This is a genomic window from Pedobacter sp., assembly GCF_035566355.1.
Taxonomy (GTDB): Bacteria; Bacteroidota; Bacteroidia; order Sphingobacteriales; family Sphingobacteriaceae; genus Pedobacter.
Genome location: NZ_DATMRL010000465.1, coordinates 1 through 20,602, shown reverse-complemented (window position 1 = coordinate 20,602; position 20,602 = coordinate 1). Strand labels below are relative to the sequence as shown.

Below are 20,602 nucleotides of genomic sequence, written 5' to 3'. Positions count from 1 at the left end.
CCATTGCACGTCGTACCGATGTGAGCAACAGGGTGGATCTCGAAAACCTGGTTAAAGATACAGTAGCGGAATTCGGCAAAGTAGATGTGATTGTGAACAATGCGGGCGTAATGCCTTTGTCGTTAATTGAAAGCCTTAAATTCGAAGAATGGAATCAGATGATCGATGTAAATATAAAAGGTGTATTGCACGGAATCGCAGCTGTAATCCCTTACTTTAAAGCACAGAAATCAGGACAGGTAATCAATATATCATCAGTTGCCGGACACATCGTTGCTCCAACTTCAGCTGTGTATTCAGCTACAAAATTTGCAGTGCGTGCAATTAGTGAAGGATTCAGACAGGAAGTAAAACCATATAACATCCGCACTACCATCATTTCTCCGGGACTAACCGAAAGTGAATTGTCGCATACCATTTCAGTTGAAGAGGTGAAAACATCCATTGATGAGATGAGAAAAATGTCTATTCCGGCAGTAAGTATTGCCAATGCGGTTGCCTATGCCATTGCTCAACCCGAAGATGTAGATACGAGTGAAATTATAATCAGACCTACTTCGCAACCCATGTGAGGATCATGTTAAAAGTTATTAGATAGGTTTTTTTCTATAAAGTAATTAGAAGGGGAGTATTTCGTTTGATATATTCGCTCCATATAATAACCTATGTGGTCTCAGATAAAAATAGAAACCCAAAGATTAAGCCTGATATCTGTATCTGATAAATATAAGGATGAGATTCTTAGAGAGTTTACCCCTCAGATTACTACGTATATGCCTTATACACCTATTGGTGATGAGGGGGAAGTTCAAGATTTTTTGGATAAAGCTAAACTAGGCTTAATCAATGGTACCGATTTTGTTTTCGCTTCTATTCACAAAGATAGTGAAGCTTTTTTAGGGTGTTGTGGGATTCACAATATCTCTGAGGAATCTATAGAGTTAGGGCTTTGGCTGAAAAAAGACGTGCATGGTCAGGGATTTGGAACTGAAATTGTAGAGGGGTTAATCAATTTCATAGAAGAAAATTTGAAATTCAACTATTTGATTTATCCTGTTGATAAGGAAAATGTACCAAGCAGGAGAATTCCTGAAAAGCTAGGTTTTTCCATATTTGGAGAGTATAAGGAAGCGAAAGATGAAAACACATTTCTCCATATTATTGAATACCGGAAACATTATAAAAAGAGTTGTTGACGAATTCACCTTTTTCTAAAACGATCTGGTTTCCCCAGCTCGTAATTGCTTCCAGGACTGGTATAAATGTTTTTCCAAAGTCTGTCAGGCTGTAAATAACTTTAATAGGAGGTTTTTTGCCATATACTTTCCTCGATACTAAGCCGTCCTTTTCCAATTGTTTGAGCTGTAAACTCAACGTCATTTCGGTCACATTTGGTACTTCTTTGCGAAGCTCGCTATAACGTTTTTCAGCATCTTTTAAATGATACAGAATTACCGCTTTCCATTTGCCACCGATTAAATCCATTGCAAGACTTATCGTGCATGGGTAAACTTTCCCCTTTAGTTTTACGTAATCACCAATACATTCTGTTTTCATACGGCATTTTTTAACCTATCTGTTTGGATAGTTATTGCAAATGTAGTGTGCTATAAATAATTTTGCAACTATAATTTTTATAGTATAAGATTTCACTTAAATCATAAAAGAATGATATCGAATTTAAAATCAAATGAAGCACTGAAACAGGAAGATAAACCGCTGATCACCATAGTTGGTGTTTTGGGTAAACAAGGACGCAGTGCTGCGCATACACTATTAGAGAGTGGGCGGTACCGGGTACGCGGGATTACCCGACGGGTTGATTCTCCGGAAGCGATTGGTTTGGCCGAACAGGGAGTTGAACTTCGGAAGTTACCACTTGACCTGGGATATAAAAAAGAGTTCATTGAAGCATTTCGTAGCTCGGATGGTGTTTTCATGATGACGCCAAGTATTGTTCCACCGCAAACTCACGAGATGGAGTTGGGTAGAGAGTTAGCAGATGCAGCGGTTGAAGCAGGGGTTCAGCATATTGTTTTTAGCAGTTTGGAAAATGTAGACAAAATTACGCAAGGGAAAAAGTTTGCTCCTCATTTTACAGATAAGGCGATGATTGAAGAATATATTCGTACGCTTCCAATCACCAGCTCATTTATCTATATGGCTTTTTTTTACACCAATTTTATGGAGTTTTATACTCCTATTGTTGAGGGGGATACACTTGTATTTCCTGTTTATCTACCAAAAGATTTTCGTGCGCCATTTGTTGATCCCCTTACCGCTACTGGGCCAGCCGTTTTGGAGATTTTTTCTAATCCGGGTCAATATGCCGGTAAGTCTTTGCCTGTAATTGGCGATATTATTTCACCTCAGGAAATGGTAGACACTTTTGTTCGGGTTACAGGCAAGAAAGCTATTTATGGTTCTGCATTCACCAGGGAGACTATGCTTCATTATTTTCCGGATTTTGGCTCGAATGAGCTTTTAGTGAGTGAGATTTTGGGGATGGCAGAGTATGCAGTGGAATATGGTTATTTCGGCAGAGATCGTGATTTGTTATGGAGTCGGAAAATCAACCAGAATAGTCTTAATTGGGAACAGTTTCTTCGCAGTACTGGTTGGCAAGGTGAGAAAATTTCTTATTGATCGGTTTTGAGGAGGTGCTTGAATCTGACTGTGGCTTGAATAACTTTACCAAGAATGCGCTAGATTGGGCAAATTTGTGTTCTTAGTTGTATATTTTTAAATTTACATATAATCAAATACGACCACATTGTACAGGTACATCATTTAAAATGACATTTACTAAAAACAATTTCCCCGAAATAACATCCAGGCATTCCCATGTTTTCACTTCATTCATCAAAGGATTTGGGTGGTCGATGTCTGTATTTGTACCCATTGCAATGATAGGATTAACGATACTCGTTTTTAATTCAGGACATATTTCAATCGGTTTAAAAATAGGAATGCTTGTACTGACCTTACTGCTGGTGTGGTTTTTTGGATGGCTGATGGTAACGATGCGAAAAAAGACGAAAAGTAATGTTACCAAAATAACGATAGATAAAAATGGTATTAATTATTACAGAGACATAGAACTGATTAAAACATTAAATTTCGATGATTTGAAAACCCGTCCGCAGAATGAAAAATATGATGTGTTTTTGAGCGAGCTCGGAGAGGACGGGCCTTTCCTATTAAACTTTTATGTTTTGGATGCTGAATCTGGCGGGCTTCTGAGAAAACAACCTGATTTTGATTCGGACGTTGTTATCACCAACAGTAACCAGCTTACCCGCCATTTCGTAACAGGTATATTAAACTTTAGACCCGATTTAAAAATTGAGCCTGGTGTGTTAAATTTGTACCAATAATGAGTTTGAACCTCGTGGTGATGGCCCTCGGGAAGATATTTTAATATGGTTTTTCGGATTTGCCCAAAAAAATTGAAAAAACACCATTGATATTGCCAAATAAAAAACTTGAATAAAAAATAAAAGAGCCGGGAATGATGACGTAAGGATGCCAAAAATACAGATACCGCCAACCATAGCCATGGCTTTCATTTTTATAGCTATAAACCAATAATCCTGCCGCCAAAGCGATCAAAAGTAGCAGCCCAAACAGTCGAATAATGCCATTTTTTTTCAAAGTAGGATTAATCAAAAATTTCTTGAAGTAATAAATAAATACGATGAACCAAAATGCCGTGCCCAGGCCAAGCAAAACGAATGCTTCGCTGGCAGATGTGTGAATCATCTCAAAATCGCTTTTATGAAGACCTCCGCCGTAATGGAGAATAAGTGGCAGTCCAATCGCAAAAAACAACAAAAAGATGATCCAAAATATATTAAAACCTTTCCAAAAATTCATAGAAACCAGTTTTAGAGGTTAAAATAAAGCTTCATTTTAATTATTAAAGATAGGTAATTATTTTATTTGCAACGTGCTTCATTTTATATCGATGAGTGTGTGGAAAGATGAAGGTAGGTATTTATTGGGTTGATTGTGTTCTGGGGTAAAGTTTGAACTTTGGTGCGAAAAGCTTACTTTAGAGCATATGACGGCTCCTTCCGTTATTAAAAACTTAGACCAATTTAAATGATTAATGTAGGGTTCGAATGCAATTCTAGACCTTGAGGGTGACGGGGGTGATGATGGCGTTTCGCTTTTTGATTGGCGGATGGTTTTTTTATAAATCTTAATTTTCAATTGTTATTTTAGAGACAAGATAAACTAAATATCATGAGAGCAATTAATCCCTGGATCAACTTCAATGGTAATGCCGAAGAGGCGTTCACTTTTTACAAATCGGTTTTTGGCAGTGAGTTTACAAAGATCATCCGTTTTAAAGATCTATCTGGACCCGAGTTTCAGGTAGCGGAAGAGGAGGCAAATAAAATAATGTACATCGGTTTGCCGCTTGGCAAGAACAATGTGTTGATAGGGAACGATGTTCCCGGATTTATGGGACGGGTAAGTGAAAGTGAAAATCGGTCTAAAATATATGTGGATGCGGAAAGCCGTGAAGAGGCTGATAAGATATTTAATGGATTATCAGTAGGCGGAGAAGTGGATGGGCCAATTGGCGACAGCCCTTGGGGTACTTACGCTGGAATGTTCAGGGATAAATATGGCATTGAGTGGATTGTTGAGTTTAACCCGGAGTATAACGGGTAAGGTTAACTTTAATCCTTTCGTTGAATCAGATCATTGAGGGTGCTTTGCCGAATTTTTGCTTGAACGAACGTGAAAAATGAGGCAGACTTTCGAAGCCGAGATCTAAATAAATGGCTGATGGTTTTTGATTTTTCTGTTCGATCAAATGCTTTGCTGCATGAAGGCGTTTATCTAACAGCCATTGACGGGGCGGCATGCCAAACGTTTTTGTAAAGTCGCGTTTAAAACCTGCCAGACTGCGTCCGGTGAGCCGTGCAAACCTTTCAATCGGGACATTAAAATGAAAATTGGTCATCATGAAGCGCTCCAGATCAATTTTATAAGGTTCTGCAAAATCGAACAGATACGACTTCAATTGCGGCAGACTATGTAATAATAGTTTAACGCCTTCTTTGACTTTGAGCATGCCCATATCTTCTGTAAGCGGCCCTGCTATGGCACGTGCATAAGGAATAATGGATTGAAAATAACCAACAAGAAATGGATCGGGTGGAATAGGCACATTAGATGGGCCGATATATTTAGGACTGGTACCGATTTGTTCTTCCAGCGCTATTTTACGCAACAGATCTTCCTGAAGGCAAATGACGATGCTTTCATAACTTTGGCCTGGAAGAGGTGTTTTAGTAAGCGTACCCAGCTGATTTTTACCGACCAGCATCATTTCGCCTGCTTTGACCTCCATGCGCTGTTCGGCCGTTTCTAAATGAAGTTGCCCGGAAACCATCAATACCAGCGTATGATGGTTCCAGAAGCATACTTTATCTTTTCGTTCTGCGGAGAGATAGGAATAGAAGATTACACCGGGTAGTATTTCAGCTGGATTGGTCATTTATCTCTGTAAATAAGTGCCGCCTAAGATGGCGCCCGGTGCAAAAGTAGTGTTTAATAATTCTATTTCAGCCGTCGTAAATTCAATACTCATGGCAGCTATATTTTCTGGCAATCTTGAACGGCGGCTCATGCTTACCAACGGCATGATATGGTCGCCTTGCGTATTTACCCAGGCAATGGCGATTTGTGTAGGTGTAGCTTGTTTATCTTTTGCTAAGGCTTTCAATACTTCTACTTTTTCCAGGTTTTTGATGAGGTTATCGCCCTGAAAGCGCGAGAAGTGCAAGTGATGGTCATTGGCTGGAAGCGGTGCTTTCATATCGCCTGTTAACAGACCTTCGGCAGTGTTGGCGAAGGCGACTACTGCGATACCCAATTCTTTAGCGGCGGGTAACAATTCGCTTTCTATCTGACGGTCTGCCAGTGAATAGCCAATTTCCAACGCGCTTATCGGATGAACCTTATTTGCTTCGCGCAATTGATCAGCCGTAATCTCAGAAACACCAATGTGGCGCACTTTACCTTCTTTGATCAGGTCGGCTATGGTACCTATAATATCTTCTACGGGCACGCTGCCGTCCATGCGGCAGGGCTGGTACAGGTCTATGGTTTCAATGCCTAAACGGGTAAGCGAATAATTGATGAAATTCTTAATCGCCACTGGGCGTAGGTCCAAGCCCAGCCATTGGCCATTATGAAAGAAAGCACCAAATTTAACGCTGATGAAAGCATCGTCCCTGCGGCCTTTAATGGCTTTGCCAATCAACATTTCATTGTGTCCTGCACCATAAAAGTCGCCGGTATTTAAAAAATTGATACCATTGTCGAGCGCAGATTGTATGGTAGCTATACTTTCCGTTTCATCTGGTGTTGGCCCTCCCCATACGGAAGACATACGCATACAGCCCAAACCTAGTTTGGACACGGACGGACCATTTTGGCCCAGTTGTATTTTTTTGATCGTTGTCATGATACAAATATCAGTCATCCATCAGTATTGAGCTTATCTGTAAGGCTCAAATTAATTATCCTGGCAGCTCACTGTTGGACGAGGTGGGGATAGCTATGGGGTATGGAAACGGGGTTTTTGTTTTTAGATGTTGATTTAGTTGGCAGGATTTATCTATTCCGCTAAATTTAGAGCGTGAAGAAATTGTAAAAAGAAATGGCAGCAGTCTCCAAAATTAAAACCTATCATTTTCTCCCCTATAAGTATGGGTCGGAACTGTTATTGGATATTGGCCGTATAGAAACATTGAATCATTATGTGTTAGATAGTACCTTACATCAACTTAGTTTCTACGAAATTATTTTCATCGAAGAGGGGGCGGGCACTTTTACATTGGACGAAAATAAGACAGTGATAACCCCACGAACGATCATTTTTACGAGTCCCGGGCAGGTACGTTGCTGGGAAATTGAGCAGAAGGTAAGTGGCTATGTATTGTTCTTTGAAAAAGACTTTCTCCATCTTTTTTTTTCGGACGAACTCTTCCTATACCGGTTCCAATATTTCCATCAATATTCACGTCCAAACGACATGCAGCTATCGGAGTTGCCATTTGTAAAATGTCTGGAGCTTTTATATGGAATAGAAGGGGAGTTCGGGCAGCTTCAGAATGATAGTAATCATTTGATCAGGTCACTTTTATATCAATTGCTTGTACTGCTCAATCGATATTACGCGGGTGTTTACAATGTTCAAAGAGACACCTATGTCCATCCAGATTTTTATAGGTTCCGATCTTTGCTGGAAAAGAGATTTGTGGATGATCAGAGTGTTGAAGCCTATACAAAAATGCTGAATGTCAGCTCAGGATTCCTTAATAAAATCTGTAGACAATTTAGTGGATTGTCAGCTCAGCAAATGATTCATTACAAGCTGATTTCAGAAATAAAGAAACAGCTTTATCAAAACAAATCCTCCAAAGAGATTTCCTACGAGTTTGGCTTTTCAGATCCGTCTAATTTCAACCGTTTCTTTAAAAAATTTACAGGTACCACACCTCAGCAATACCGAAAGAAGATTTAAATGACCATTTTAAAGAGAAAATGACCATTTTAATGGGATAAGCATGTTCTAATTTTACCAAAAAAAAGAACATGATCAAATGCACATTTAGTCTTCTCCTGTTCATCATGAGCGTAGTGTTTGTACAGGCAGAACAATTATATGTTAATCCTCAGACTGGTAATGACACCAATTCCGGAATAAAGAGAAGTCCGTTAAAGACAATTATTGAGGCCGCAAAGCGCGTAAACTTAAACAAAGAGCCGGGAGCCACCACAATCTTCCTTTCGGAAGGTGTACACCTGTTGACCCAAACCGTTGTATTCAGCAATGACAAATATAGCCTTAAAGACCGTCTTGTCCTTCGTGCGGATGTGATGCCCGACGATGCAGACTGGACGCCTCAAAAAATGCCGGTTGTGGTAACAGCCGTGCCGCTTGCGCCAGGTGTTGGGGGAGAAGAAGCTAGAGGTATACAACCGGAGGTTAGCCATGTAACCATTGAAGGAATAAGATTTACCGGCAGTCCAGATTACTCTTATGTAGATGGAACGAATCTACGCCGTTCCTATCCAATATGGCGTGATGGAAAAAGATTGGACGATTTGCTTGTAACACAATGTCTGTTTGCTGGTGATGTGGATGTATTGCCCTTGCACGTGGGGGTTATAGCCAATGGTTATGGCCTGGTTATCGACCATTGTGTTTTCTTTAACTGCAAAAATCCAGTTGTTTTCTGGCAAACTGACGGAGGGACTGGTAGCCGAAATGTGATGCGTTATTCGCTGGTGTATGGCTGTTATTTCAGCGGTGTTTGGACTACAAAAAGTACCAATGGAGAGGATTTCGATTTTCACAACAACATCATTGCAAACTGCAGTACAGTATGGATAAGAGAAAAAGGAAGTACACGCCGCTACAAAGCCGTTGATTGCATTTTTGCTGGCAATACCAATCTGGCTGGATTTGGAAGTGGCCCGTTAAGCGGCAATGATGCGACTTCAACAGATTTTCTGGAAATGAAAAACGTACAAACTACCGGAACTGTAAAAATTGAAAAAGATCAGAGTAAGCGCAATTACCTGCAGTTAGCGGAAGGTTCGATAGGTTCGAACTTGCAGGCAGGACTTTTTAAAAAGAACCAATAGTTACTACTACAAATGAAAAACAATTAAATAACAAATCTTAAAAAACAATTATGAAATCAATCTCAAAAAAATCTTTATTAACAGTTATGGTCATATCAGTAGGTATTATGTTTTTAGCATCCTGCAAAAAGAAATCTGACGATAACCCAAATAGCGGTAATAAAATTTCAATGAAAATGACGGTTACAGTAACAGGAGCTGATCAAGACGATCAGGTAGATGTTCAGGTAAGTGCCGCAAACCATGATGCCAGCCAGTACGGAGCACCTGTTTGGAAAATAAATGGCACATCGCAAGGTAACCAAAACACTATAATAATAGACGAGAAAAGTTTTCTAGGTACCACAAAAACTTATGTGTTCGAAACCGTAAAACCATTTGATTTTGGGGAATTGAGCATTAGTGTTTCTAATTTAGAGGGTGGCCCGATCACTGCCAGCTATAAAACTGAAGTTGATGGTAAGGTGGAAACGAATGAAAGTGTGGTGGTTGCGGTAGACCAATCTCAAAATAAGAGATTCACATATGGATCGAATAAATAAGAAATTTTAGATACTGAAAGTTCAGGATGCTGTGGTGGTGATAGCGATTTGCTGAATCAGACAACAGCATCCTGAATTATATGAATATCTATTTAAGATACCTGTGCGAAAATTGGTTTATTGGATTCTTTGAGGATATAGGTATCTCCTTTTTGATATAGGGCATACTTGCCTTTTTTCCAGACTGAACTTCTTTTTGTTCCTCTTGTTCTGGTGAGTATGGTACTTGATTTTGAGCGTGGGACGAATATCTCTGCTTGTTTGTTATCTGCACTGAAAATAACGGTTGCGTTGAAGGTGGCGGATCCTTTTGCGTTGACTTCTTTTAACTGGGTTTTTTGCTCGAAGAGCCTGACGCAATCCTTTTTGATAACGGAGTAGGTATATCCTGCGGAGCCTATACAACCGTGTTTATCTCTGTCGCCGCCGACCATTACGGGTTTAGTTGGTTTTTCTGGTTTAGCGGGTGATTGCGCGAATGTAAATGTGCAGAACATTGCAAATGCCAGGCTGAGGAATAGTTTTTTTGTGTTCATCTTTTTAAAATTTAGGTGAAAATTCTATTTGATTTAAGTTAGTTATTCTTGTTTAGTTATTCTTGCAGGGCATCCTGATTTAGAAGGGAGTTCTCTTTGGTGTCTCTCATAAATACGTAAACCATTAAAGAGAGGAAAATACAAAAGGTAATATACCAATAGTAATAGGTTTCATGGTTCCAGTCTTTGAGCCATAATGCAATATATTCTGCTGTTCCTCCAAAAATTGCCACGGTCAAAGCATAGGGAAGGCCTACGCCCAGTGCTCTGATCTCTGCTGGGAACAACTCTGCTTTTACCACTGCGTTGATGCTGGTGTAACCGCTTACGATAACCAAAGCAGCCATTAAGAGGAAAAAGGCTTCCCATTGCGAAGTGGTATGGCTCAGGGTAGTCAGTAAAGGAACTGTACAGAGGGTTCCTAAAATGCCAAAACCAATTAACAGGGGGCGACGGCCAATTTTATCAGATAATGCACCAAATACGGGTTGCAGGCAGGCAAAAATGAATAAGGTGAAAAAGGACATCAGGGTAGATTGCTCTTTACTCATGTGGACTGTATTCACCAAGAATTTTTGCATGTACGTGGTATAGGTGTAAAAAGCAAGTGTGCCACCCAAGGTAAGGCCGATCACCGTGGCTACTGCCTTGGGATGTTTTAGCAATTCTTTCAGTGTTCCTTTTTTTTCCTTTGGTTTTAGTTTCTGATTTTCAAAGGCCTGGGTTTCTTCGAGGTTTTTCCGAAGGTAAAGTGCGACAATGGAAAGAATGGCACCGAAAGCAAATGGAATGCGCCAGCCCCATTCCGACAGCTGCTCTTCGGAGAGGAAAAACTGCTGTAAAGCAATTTGAATGGCCAGGGCAAGCAATTGCCCGCCAATCAGGGTCACATATTGAAAACTGGAATAAAAACCCCGCCGGTTTTTACTGGCCATTTCACTCAGATAGGTTGCAGATACCCCATATTCGCCTCCTACGCTAAGTCCCTGCAATAATCTTGCTGTTAGCAATAGGATAGGAGCTATGATGCCGATGGTATGATAGTTTGGTGTAAGTGCAATTAATAGAGAACCTAAAGACATCAGTAATACAGATAATGTCATGGACTGTTTCCTGCCGATCTGGTCTGCTATGCGGCCAAAAATATAACCTCCAAGCGGCCGCATGAGAAAACCAAGGGCAAAAATACCTGCGGTATTCAGCAATTGCACGGTCGGATTCCCTTTTGGGAAAAACGATGCAGAAAAATAAATGGCAAAAGCGGAGTAGGCATACCAATCGTACCATTCTACCAAGTTTCCAATAGACCCGCCAAATATAGCCTTGAGTTGACGGACAGAGATCCGGTCTGCAGTTGAAGATATTTGGTCAGGGTGTTTTATTTTTTCCATAAGAGGAGCAGTCAATTAACTGTTTAAGATACACATATATTTTTTTTGCATTCTTATAGGCTTTAAAAAAAATCTCAAAAGACAGTCAGGAACCAGTTGGGCAAGACAGAGTCTAGTTTGAGTGTACCATGAAGATGTATGGTGATCATGATGATGTTTGAGAAGCAGGACTAATCACCAAATTTTATATGTTTTTTTTGAACATTTTCTGGAAAAATACCGGTATAAAATATAATGTGTAAACGTAATATCTACCTACCTTTGAGTTATAATAAATCATTCTTCGCAACCCTATATTTGTATCAATGGATAAGTCAAAAACAAAAGATCAGGCTGTAAACTCTAAAGGGGGAGCTATCTTCAAGAAAATACTTGAAGATAAATTGGCTATTCACGAACATTTGAAAAAGGGCGCGAAGTTTTCAGATCTTAAAGATGACTACAACTTTGCTACTCCCTTACCAATTAATAGAAAAGGATAAACTTACTTATCAGTTTATAACGGATCAAGAGATATTTTATGAAGTCTATTTTCTTGATTACAGTTATATGTTTCTTGATTACCCTCACCTTGCGAACAAGGTTTATACATTAAATCTTGATGTTAACTAATAAGAACCTAGATCAAATTATAGATGCTTTTAGTGAGTTGAATTCACGCAATATTGGTGATAAATAATGAATCCGTAAAAAATATTTTTTTTAGACCAAGGGTAACCGGGGTTGAGAAGGCACTTCACTATATATTAACCAAATAAGGTACCATGCAAAAAGAACAAATAGAAGAACTGGTAAGGAAGTATTTTAACAATACTGCAACTCCACAGGAGCTGGATCAACTATCTGCATGGTATAGAACGACATCTTCAGAAGAGGTGGAGTGGTTTGCAACGGTAGCTAATGAAGAAGAAATTTTAAAAGCTGCGATGCTTAAAAATATTCAGAATGAAATTGGTGTGCAAGCAAACAGATCGACTCGTAAATTATGGCCTCGTATCGCTGCGGCAGCTGCGATTCTTTTGGTTGTTGGTTTGGGTGTTTTCTTTTATACTCAACGTCATCTCGAGGGAAGCGGAGCGACGAGAGACCTGTTAGCAAACGATATCAAGCCTGGTGGGAACAAAGCTTACCTGGTGTTGTCTAATGGTAAACGTGTATCGTTAACTGATGCGTCTAATGGTGAGCTTGCTAAAGAAGCAGGTGTAGAAATTACAAAGACTGCTGATGGGCAGGTGGTATATGCCACGAGAGGTAGCGATGAGGAAAGCAGTGACGGGATAAAATATTCGAATGCTCTCAACACAATCGAAACGCCCCGCGGGGGGCAGTATCAGGTCCGACTCCCTGACGGATCCAAAGTATGGCTTAACGCCGCTTCTAAATTGATTTATCCTGTTTCCTTTAATGGGCGTGGGCAGCGGGTGGTTGAACTTAGTGGCGAAGCCTACTTTGAAATATTTAAGAACAAACTCCAACCTTTTGTGGTGAAATCCAAAAATCAGGAGGTTACTGTATTGGGTACGCACTTTAATGTGAACAGTTATAGTGATGAGCCAGATACTAAAACTACACTATTGGAAGGCTCGGTGCGTATTAATGGCTTGGTGCTTAAACCTAACGAACAGGCGATCCTTGCCGGAGGCAAACTCAGTGTAAAAGAAGTGGTTGCCGCTTCGTTTACAGACTGGAAGGATGGGCAGTTTTATTTTAGGAACGAGGCTTTACCATCAGTAATGCGTAAATTAGCAAGATGGTATAATGTAGATATTCAATTCCAGGGTGAGATTGATCAAACCACCACATTTAGCGGTATGGTATCTAAATACGACCAGATCTCTAAAGTATTAACCCTAATGGAAAAAAGTGAAGGCTTACATTTTAAAATAGCAGGCCGAACCGTAACTGTATTAAAATAATGTATAGAATCATCATTGGGCTAACCACCCAACCAATAAATATCAATTAACCGACAAAATTAACCAAAAATGAAAACAGAAAGCAAAACAGCAGGGCCGTAAGGTTGATCGAACTGAATAAGCACCATCAGGATGATGGTGTAAAAAGAACCAGGAGTGCAGCAAACACCCCCGGTTTATATGTTCAGGTTACTCTCGAGTACAATTCGCGAAAATTATTTACGATTTAACCCAAACAACTCAAATGTATGAATTTTTACATTAAGAACTCGTGCTGGCCAAGATGCCGCATGAGGAAACTCCTGCTGGTCATGAAAATCACCACTTTTTTAATCACCGTATGTATAATGCAGGTCAGCGCATCCAGTTTTGCGCAGAAAATAACGCTTAACCAAAAAGGGATCACCATAGAAAGCCTCTTTAGAGAAATCAGTAAACAAACCGGCTATAGCGTGTTCTATTCAGATAAAAAAATAGATCAAAACCGGAAGATAGACGCTCATTTTAAAGATACCCCACTGGAAGAAGTATTGAATGTCAGTTTTAAAGACCAACCCGTGAAATTTACCATATCAGACCAAAGCGTATTGATAGAAAGAAAGGAACCCACCTTTCTGGAACGCCTGGCTAATCGCTGGGCTAGCATTGATGCTTCTGGCAGGGTGGTGGATTCGGGGAATCGTCCGCTTCCCGGAGCGAGCGTGAAGGTAAACAAAACAGGAAAAGGAGTTAGTACAGATAAGGACGGAAGGTTCTTTTTGAGGGGAGTGGAAGAGGGTGCTGTGCTGGTGATAAGTTTTATTGGGTATTTGCCAAAGGAAGTGAGTGCTTCGGCGAATATGGGGAATGTAGTGCTGGAGCAGAGTTTGTCTAAATTGGATGAAGTTCAAGTCATTGCTTATGGTACGACTACGCAGAGGCTTAGTACAGGGAATGTGACTACGATTAAAGCTAATGTGATTGAGAAGCAGCCAGTGAATAATCCGCTGTTAGCTTTACAAGGACGTGTACCAGGATTGTTTATAGAACAGGCTACTGGATTTGCAGGAACGGGGGTGAAGGTTAGAATACAAGGGCAAAATAGTATTAATAATGGAAATGATCCTTTGTATGTAATTGATGGTGTTCCCTTTTCGTCTCAACTATTGCCTGGAGGAAATGAAATTTTAGGGAATTCTGGTGCTTCTCGTGACAATGCATCGTCGGTAGGAAATCCATTGAGTTTTATCAACCCATCTGATATTGAGAGTATTGATGTGTTAAAAGATGGTGACGCAACTGCAATTTATGGTTCCCGTGCGGCTAACGGAGCGATTCTTATTACTACCAAAAAGGGAAAAGCAGGAGATACCAAAGTGAATCTGAATCTTCAATCGGGCTGGGCAAGAGTACCCAGAAAGCTAGATTTGATGAATTCAGAACAGTACATTGAAATGAGGAGAGAGGCTTTACGAAATGATGGTATCGCCGCCCCAGATCCAGGTCCATATGATGACAGCGACATTAATGGCAATTGGGATATTTCCCGTTATACCGACTGGCAGAAAGAATTGATCGGTGGGGCTGCTACTTTTCAGGATCTGAATGCTTCTGTATCCGGAGGAAATGATCGAACCAACTTCTTAGTTGGCGCTGGGCATCATCGGGAAACAACTGTTTTTCCTGGTAATTTTTCGGATAACAAAACCTCAATACATTTTAATCTTAACAATACCTCCGCCAACCAGAAATTCAAGATTGGGTTTTCAGGAAGCTATTTATCGGATGATAATAAGTTGCCTAATGTAGATTTAACAGCTGATGCAATGCAATTGGCTCCTGTAGCACCAGCTTTATTTAAAGCTGACGGCAGTATCAACTGGGCACCAGACGCCTCTGGAAATACAACCTTTCTAGCTAACCCAATTGGTTTTACGTTTAATGATTTTCTAAATAAAACATCCAACTTGATAAGCAATATGACTTTGAGTTATCAAATATTACCTGGGCTTGAGATAAAGAGCGTTTTTGGCTATAATAACCTGAAGACTAATATCATTAACAAGCTTCTTCTTCAATCTCAACCACCTGAACTACTTCCTTATAGATTACGGTCGACCTTCTTTGTACATAGTGAGATGAATGCGTGGTCTATAGAGCCTCAACTAACTTACATTCATCATATAGGCAGGGGTAAACTAGAAATACTTTCAGGTGCGACAATATCGAGGAATACTAATTTAAGCTCGGGAATTTCAGCATTAGGTTTTAGTAATGATCTGGTGATGGAGGATATACTTTCTGCTACTATCGTAACTGCAATATCTTCGGTTAGTTCTATTTATAAGTACAATGCTGTATTTGGTCGGATCAATTATAACTGGAAAGATAAATATATTGTGAATTTTACTGGTAGGAGAGATGGTAGCTCAAGGTTTGGACCTAAAAGCCAGTTTCATAATTTTGGAGCTTTTGGAGGAGCCTGGATTTTTTCTAATGAAGAGTTAATTAAGGGGCATATACCCATATTAAGTTTTGGAAAACTAAGAATGAGTTATGGTACGACAGGCAGTGATCAAATTGGGGATTATCGTTTTTTAAGTCTGTACGATCCAGTTGTGCAAGGCGCGCCTTATCAGGGAGTTGTGACCTATCAGCCTAATCGGTTAACGAATCCCTATCTGGAATGGGAGGAAACCCGAAAACTGCAATTTGGATTGGACCTGGGTTTTTTGAAAGATAGAATACTCTTAAACGCGAATTACTATAGAAACCGTTCATCTAATCAGCTAAGTAGCTATGTCCTTCCATTGACTACTGGTTTTGGATATATAGACCAGAATAAAACAGATAAGGTCGAAAATTCCGGATGGGAGTTTAGCGTCACTAGTACAAACCTTCAAAAAAATAACATTAAATGGACGAGCAGTCTCAATGTAACGATACCTAAAACCTTATTAATGGCTAGTACAGATACCCGTTTTACGGATAAACCTATTATCGGAGATCCATTAAGTGCTGTACGTGTATTTCATTTTTTAGGTGTAGATCCGGCAACAGGATTATACCAATTTGAAGATCACAATGGCAATCCTACATTTAAACCTGATCCTAGTTTAGATAATGTTATTTTAATTGATCAAGCCCCTAAGTTTTATGGAGGTTTTCAGAATTCATTCTCATACAAGGGTTTTCAGTTAGACTTTCTTTTTTCTTTTGTGAAGCAAATCGCCCAAAATCAATGGTTTGGGTATGGTGTATCAGGGCGTTGGTTTGATGGTGAGGGAAATCAATTATCATCGCTATTGGATCGTTGGCAGAAACCCGGAGATATCTCGTTAAGACAAAGATTCACAACAAATAGTTCTGGATTAATAAGACAGACTTTAAATAGCGTGTATGGAAGTGATGCCGCCTGGGCAGATGCTTCTTATATACGTTTAAAGAATGTTTCAATTTCCTGGCAATTACCCGAGACCTGGATTAAGCGCGTGCATTTACAAAATTGCAGCTTATTTATTCAGGGACAAAATCTATGGACTTTCACCAATTATAAAGGATTGGATCCAGAAACAAAAAACTCGACTACACTTCCTCCTCTACGAGTAGTTACTTTGGGTCTGAAAGCCAGTTTATAAATGTTTTCCATCTAAAAAATAACAAAATGAATTGCAAAATAATTTCCACTTTGGCTTTAATCGCAGTTGCAATCGCACTTAACAGTTGTAAAAAACTCGTTGAGGTTGATGGTCCCATAACTAGCGTCAACTCTGATAATATTTATAACAATGATGCAACCGCTGTTGGAGCAATCACGTCCTTGTATGTAAATTTAAGTAATGGTACTCCAGTAAACCCACAAGAACTTAGTAGTCTATCCGGTATTGGTAGTTTATCTGCAGATGAACTTGATTATTATTCTGGAGCGGGAAACTCAGCGCTTGCAGTATATTATCAAAATTCGCTTACTTCATTATATATAAATAGTGATTTTTGGGGTACTACGTATAAAAGATTGTATGTGATCAATGCTGCTTTGGAAGGACTGGAATCTTCTTCTGGCTTAACTCCTGCAGTTAAGCAGCATTTAATGGGCGAAGTTTATTTTATGCGGGCGTTCTATTATTTTTACCTGGTGAACTTATATGGTGATGTGCCATTGGTATTAAGTACAGACTATAAGATCAATGCCGTGATTAACCGCACTGCAAAGGCGAAAGTATATGATCAAATTGTAGCAGACTTGCAAGTTGCACAGGGCTTGTTGAGTAATGGCTATTTGAAAGGAGACGGGATTACAGAGTATTCTCTCGGATCGGAAGAACGTGTAAGGCCCAACAAATGGGCCGCAACAGCAATGCTGGCGAGGACATACCTTTTTATGGGAAGATGGGCAGATGCTGATGCAGCAGCTACTGCAGTTTTGTCAAATCATATGTTCTTCCAATTGGAAATCTTGGAAAACGTGTTTTTAAAGAACAATCATGAGGCAATCTGGCAATTGCAACCTACGGCAAATGGATTTAATAGTGCGGAAGCACAGACCTTTGTCATACCAGATGAAGGACCATCAAGTTTTAACCCTGTTTATTTGAGCAACGAATTACTTAAAGATTTTGAAACAGGTGATCGGAGGAAGGTTAGTTGGGTGGGGAATGTAAATGCAAATGCCACGATCTATTATTATCCATACAAGTACAAGGTCAAACAATCATCTATAACGAATGCTCCGGTTACGGAATATAGCACAATAATGCGTTTAGGTGAATTGTATTTAATTCGATCAGAGTCCAGGGCTCGATTAGGTGATCTAGCCAATGCCATCTATGATGTGGATCAGATCCGAAGCAGGGCGGGTTTACCTTTGGTTAAGGATATAAATCCAAATATTAATCAAGAAGATCTGATTACGCTTATTTTAAAAGAGAAACGAATCGAACTTTTTACAGAATGGGGGCATCGGTGGTTAGATCTTAAACGAACAGGAAAAGTGGACGAGGTAATGACCAAAGTCACGCCGAAGAAAAGCAATGGTGAGGCATGGAAAAGCTATCAACAGTATTATCCGATTTCGACTTATGAACTTCAAAGTAATCCGAATTTAACGCAAACTCCGGGATTTTAATAATAACAGTAATGAGATTTTTTTTAATAATGATGATGATTTTCTGCGCAAATAGTTTGTTTGCGCAGAAACCAGTAGTAGATTCTACAGCCTATAAAACTTGGCCTTCTGTAGAAGGTCCAATAATTAGCAAGAATGGAAGATATGTACTTTACAGTATTAAGAATATTCCGATTAAAAGTGGGACTATAGTAGTGCAATCTACAGATGGGGAATGGAAAAAGGAATTTAACGGAGAACTGAAAGATGGTAATGGGGGCGCTTTAAGTGATAAATACTTCTTCTTTATCAACAAGAATGATAGCCTGGGAATACTTACCCTTGGAACGAATCAAATTAAATATATTCCAAATATATCTTGGTGCAGACTCGAGGAGACTAATGGAGGAGAATATCTATTGTATCCCCTTGGCCGTAATCCAAAGAGTATAACTTTAAAGAATTTGAGAACTAGTAAAGAGAATCACTTTACCGATGTGGATAGTTGGAGTTTTGAAAAAGGTATGTTGGTTTTAATTAAATCTATTCAAGGCACTCAGGAGAGACAATCCATAAATATTGGAGATATAGCTACTGGGGAAATTTCCAAGATATGGGAAGGCAATAAACCAGAAAATTTGATTCTGGATGTTAAGCATAGGCAATTAGCATTCAAGACAGGGGATTCAGTTTGGTATTATAAATTTAACGCCGCTAATGCTAATTGTATCTCTGATAAAAAAAACTCAAGTATGGAGGCTGGGTTTAGTTTAGGGTATCTGGATTCATTCAGTAATGACGGAAAGTTTCTATTCACCTCGTTGAATAGAAAGGGTGTGACCGTAAAACCCAAAAATGAAGTTGTTGAAATCTGGAGCTATACAGATGTAAAACTGCAGACGGAACAGGGAAGCGATGCAACCGATCAAGAATATATTGCTGTAATTGATATAGAGGATTATCGATTGATACGTCTGGAGCGGCAAAGAAGAGAATGGTTTCAGTTTTCAAAATCTGAAAATAGTACAACTACAGTAGCCTTAGTAGAGAACCCTAGTGTAGGCGCTCAGTGGAGTGCCGCCTACAAACCTAGTTGGGATTTGGTTACCTTAAAAAGTGGCAATAGAAAGCGTTTGAATTTTCTAGACGGAGTGAGGTCTGGCGTTGCTAGACTCTCTCCCTGCGGAAAATATATCATATGGTTTGATCGGGTAAAACAAAGCTACTGTAGCTATGAAATCGCAACTGATGCGATTCGAAACTTAACTAGAGGACTCAATGTTTCATGGACTAGTATGAGTAGAGACGACATTCCCGGCGCTTCATCTTATGGTCGAGGAATAGCCACGTGGCTGAAAGATGATGAGTCTGTCTTGGTTTATGACCGATATGATATTTGGAAACTAGATCCATTGAATAGGGATAAGCCAATAAATCTAACTAATTATTATGGTAGGAAAAATAAGATATTGTTTAATCTTACATTTGATGGTGATGCAAACAGACACTCTAGATTGTATCTAACTGCTTTTGATACAGAGAATAAAAACAATGGCTTTTTTCTCAAACAATTGGATAAAACCGGGGACCCTGAGTTTTTGCATATGGGCCCTTATTTGTATAAAACAAATAGTGGTTATGTTGAAGATGATGGTGTGTCTCCAATAAAGGCAAAGAATGCAGATGTATATGTTGTTAGACGTATGAATTCTACGGATGCTCCAAATTATTTTAGTACAAGGGATTTTAAAACTTTTACCAGGCTAACTGATTTACAGCCTCAACAGAAGTACAATTGGTATACTACCGAATTGCATAGCTGGAAATCGCTCGATGGGAGAAAATTACAAGGTATTTTATATAAACCAGAGAACTTTGATCCTAATAAAAAATATCCCGTTATATTTTACTATTACGAACGTAAATCAGATGGCTTGAATGCATATCTGAAACCAGAACTTCTATGTGCAGGTTGTACTATCGATATTCCCACTTATGTAAGTCGTGGATATTTAGTTTTTAGCCCTGATATATATTATAAAATAGGCGATCCAATGCAAGGTACCTATGATGCTATGGTTTCTGCTGCTACTTATGTTTCAACTTTATCCTTTGTTAACGCAAAGAAAATAGGACTACAGGGCTGTAGTTTTGGAGGAATCCAAACGAATTATTTAGTAACCCATACGAATTTATTTGCATCCGCAGTAAGCTCCTCAGGATTTTCGGATTGGGTCAGCCATTATGGAGGTATTGATAGTAGCAATGGAATTGCTTTTAGTGACGAGTATCATGAAGGAGGCCAAACCAGAATTGGTGCGAGTCTCTGGGAAAAGCCAGATGCTTATATTAAAAGTTCACCAATCTTTCAAGTAGATAAGATTACTACACCTTTACTCATAATGCAAGGTAAGAAAGATGATGGATGTCCCTTTTCTAATACCCTGGAATTCTATTT

19 protein-coding genes are annotated in these 20,602 nt (G+C 39.4%); 13 read left to right on the top strand and 6 right to left on the bottom strand.

What is annotated here, in order from left to right:
• Both VNZ46_RS18060 and VNZ46_RS18055 read left to right on the top strand, forming a co-directional pair.
• Positions 1 to 572, top strand: a 572-nt coding sequence (locus VNZ46_RS18060; RefSeq protein WP_325561427.1) for an SDR family oxidoreductase, incomplete at its 5' end; no start/stop codon positions are given.
• A 93-nt stretch (positions 573 to 665) separates the two neighbouring features.
• Positions 666 to 1,196, top strand: coding sequence for a GNAT family N-acetyltransferase (locus VNZ46_RS18055; RefSeq protein WP_325561426.1), 531 nt, complete (start codon positions 666 to 668; stop codon positions 1,194 to 1,196).
• On the opposite strand, the gene VNZ46_RS18050 is transcribed toward VNZ46_RS18055, so the two are convergent.
• On the bottom strand, positions 1,159 to 1,557 hold the full coding sequence (locus VNZ46_RS18050) for a helix-turn-helix domain-containing protein (protein ID WP_325561425.1): 399 nt from the start codon (positions 1,555 to 1,557) through the stop codon (positions 1,159 to 1,161). The genes VNZ46_RS18055 and VNZ46_RS18050 overlap by 38 nt on opposite strands.
• A gap of 111 nt (positions 1,558 to 1,668) precedes the next feature.
• On the opposite strand from VNZ46_RS18050, the gene VNZ46_RS18045 reads away from it, so the two are divergent.
• Both VNZ46_RS18045 and VNZ46_RS18040 read left to right on the top strand, forming a co-directional pair.
• Positions 1,669 to 2,646, top strand: a complete 978-nt coding sequence (locus tag VNZ46_RS18045) for an NmrA/HSCARG family protein (protein ID WP_325561424.1) — start codon at positions 1,669 to 1,671, stop codon at positions 2,644 to 2,646.
• Between the two features lie 149 nt (positions 2,647 to 2,795).
• Positions 2,796 to 3,377 carry a hypothetical protein gene (locus tag VNZ46_RS18040; RefSeq protein WP_325561423.1) on the top strand — a complete coding sequence of 194 codons (582 nt, stop codon included), beginning with the start codon at positions 2,796 to 2,798 and terminating at the stop codon, positions 3,375 to 3,377.
• 40 nt (positions 3,378 to 3,417) lie between these two features.
• Here VNZ46_RS18040 and VNZ46_RS18035 read toward each other — a convergent pair whose 3' ends face one another.
• Entirely contained in the window at positions 3,418 to 3,876 is a 459-nt protein-coding gene (locus VNZ46_RS18035; RefSeq protein ID WP_325561422.1) for a hypothetical protein, read from the bottom strand.
• A gap of 372 nt (positions 3,877 to 4,248) precedes the next feature.
• On the opposite strand from VNZ46_RS18035, the gene VNZ46_RS18030 reads away from it, so the two are divergent.
• Positions 4,249 to 4,683, top strand: a complete 435-nt coding sequence (locus tag VNZ46_RS18030; protein WP_325561421.1) for a VOC family protein — start codon at positions 4,249 to 4,251, stop codon at positions 4,681 to 4,683.
• 25 nt (positions 4,684 to 4,708) lie between these two features.
• On the opposite strand, the gene VNZ46_RS18025 is transcribed toward VNZ46_RS18030, so the two are convergent.
• Positions 4,709 to 5,515 carry an AraC family transcriptional regulator gene (locus VNZ46_RS18025; RefSeq protein ID WP_325561420.1) on the bottom strand — a complete coding sequence of 269 codons (807 nt, stop codon included), beginning with the start codon at positions 5,513 to 5,515 and terminating at the stop codon, positions 4,709 to 4,711.
• Complete coding sequence (locus tag VNZ46_RS18020; RefSeq protein ID WP_325561419.1) at positions 5,516 to 6,487, bottom strand: aldo/keto reductase; 972 nt, start codon at positions 6,485 to 6,487, stop codon at positions 5,516 to 5,518.
• 195 nt (positions 6,488 to 6,682) lie between these two features.
• Here VNZ46_RS18020 and VNZ46_RS18015 point away from each other — a divergent pair, with 195 nt between their 5' ends.
• The 3 genes from VNZ46_RS18015 to VNZ46_RS18005 all read left to right on the top strand — a co-directional run bounded on the left by VNZ46_RS18015 (position 6,683) and on the right by VNZ46_RS18005 (position 9,218).
• Entirely contained in the window at positions 6,683 to 7,549 is an 867-nt protein-coding gene (locus VNZ46_RS18015) for a helix-turn-helix transcriptional regulator (RefSeq protein WP_325561418.1), read from the top strand.
• A gap of 71 nt (positions 7,550 to 7,620) precedes the next feature.
• The gene (locus VNZ46_RS18010) at positions 7,621 to 8,676 is read left to right on the top strand and encodes a hypothetical protein (protein ID WP_325561417.1); all 1,056 of its coding nucleotides are present in this window, start codon (positions 7,621 to 7,623) and stop codon (positions 8,674 to 8,676) included.
• A 50-nt stretch (positions 8,677 to 8,726) separates the two neighbouring features.
• On the top strand, positions 8,727 to 9,218 hold the full coding sequence (locus VNZ46_RS18005) for a hypothetical protein (RefSeq protein WP_316836789.1): 492 nt from the start codon (positions 8,727 to 8,729) through the stop codon (positions 9,216 to 9,218).
• A gap of 92 nt (positions 9,219 to 9,310) precedes the next feature.
• On the opposite strand, the gene VNZ46_RS18000 is transcribed toward VNZ46_RS18005, so the two are convergent.
• Together VNZ46_RS18000 and VNZ46_RS17995 are read right to left on the bottom strand one after the other, a co-directional pair.
• Positions 9,311 to 9,754, bottom strand: coding sequence for a hypothetical protein (locus VNZ46_RS18000; RefSeq protein WP_325561416.1), 444 nt, complete (start codon positions 9,752 to 9,754; stop codon positions 9,311 to 9,313).
• A gap of 56 nt (positions 9,755 to 9,810) precedes the next feature.
• Complete coding sequence (locus tag VNZ46_RS17995; RefSeq protein WP_325561415.1) at positions 9,811 to 11,145, bottom strand: MFS transporter; 1,335 nt, start codon at positions 11,143 to 11,145, stop codon at positions 9,811 to 9,813.
• A 305-nt stretch (positions 11,146 to 11,450) separates the two neighbouring features.
• Between VNZ46_RS17995 and VNZ46_RS17990 the strand changes: the two genes are divergently transcribed.
• From VNZ46_RS17990 to VNZ46_RS17970, 5 genes are all read left to right on the top strand, one after another.
• On the top strand, positions 11,451 to 11,627 hold the full coding sequence (locus tag VNZ46_RS17990; protein WP_325561414.1) for a hypothetical protein: 177 nt from the start codon (positions 11,451 to 11,453) through the stop codon (positions 11,625 to 11,627).
• 282 nt (positions 11,628 to 11,909) lie between these two features.
• Positions 11,910 to 13,061 carry a FecR family protein gene (locus VNZ46_RS17985; RefSeq protein WP_325561413.1) on the top strand — a complete coding sequence of 384 codons (1,152 nt, stop codon included), beginning with the start codon at positions 11,910 to 11,912 and terminating at the stop codon, positions 13,059 to 13,061.
• 248 nt (positions 13,062 to 13,309) lie between these two features.
• Positions 13,310 to 16,678 (top strand): SusC/RagA family TonB-linked outer membrane protein, encoded by a 3,369-nt coding sequence (locus VNZ46_RS17980; RefSeq protein WP_325561412.1) that lies wholly within the window; start codon positions 13,310 to 13,312, stop codon positions 16,676 to 16,678.
• Between the two features lie 26 nt (positions 16,679 to 16,704).
• Positions 16,705 to 18,165, top strand: coding sequence for a RagB/SusD family nutrient uptake outer membrane protein (locus VNZ46_RS17975; RefSeq protein WP_325561411.1), 1,461 nt, complete (start codon positions 16,705 to 16,707; stop codon positions 18,163 to 18,165).
• A 29-nt stretch (positions 18,166 to 18,194) separates the two neighbouring features.
• Positions 18,195 to 20,602: alpha/beta hydrolase family protein (locus tag VNZ46_RS17970; protein WP_325561410.1), on the top strand; the 2,408-nt coding region annotated here is incomplete at its 3' end.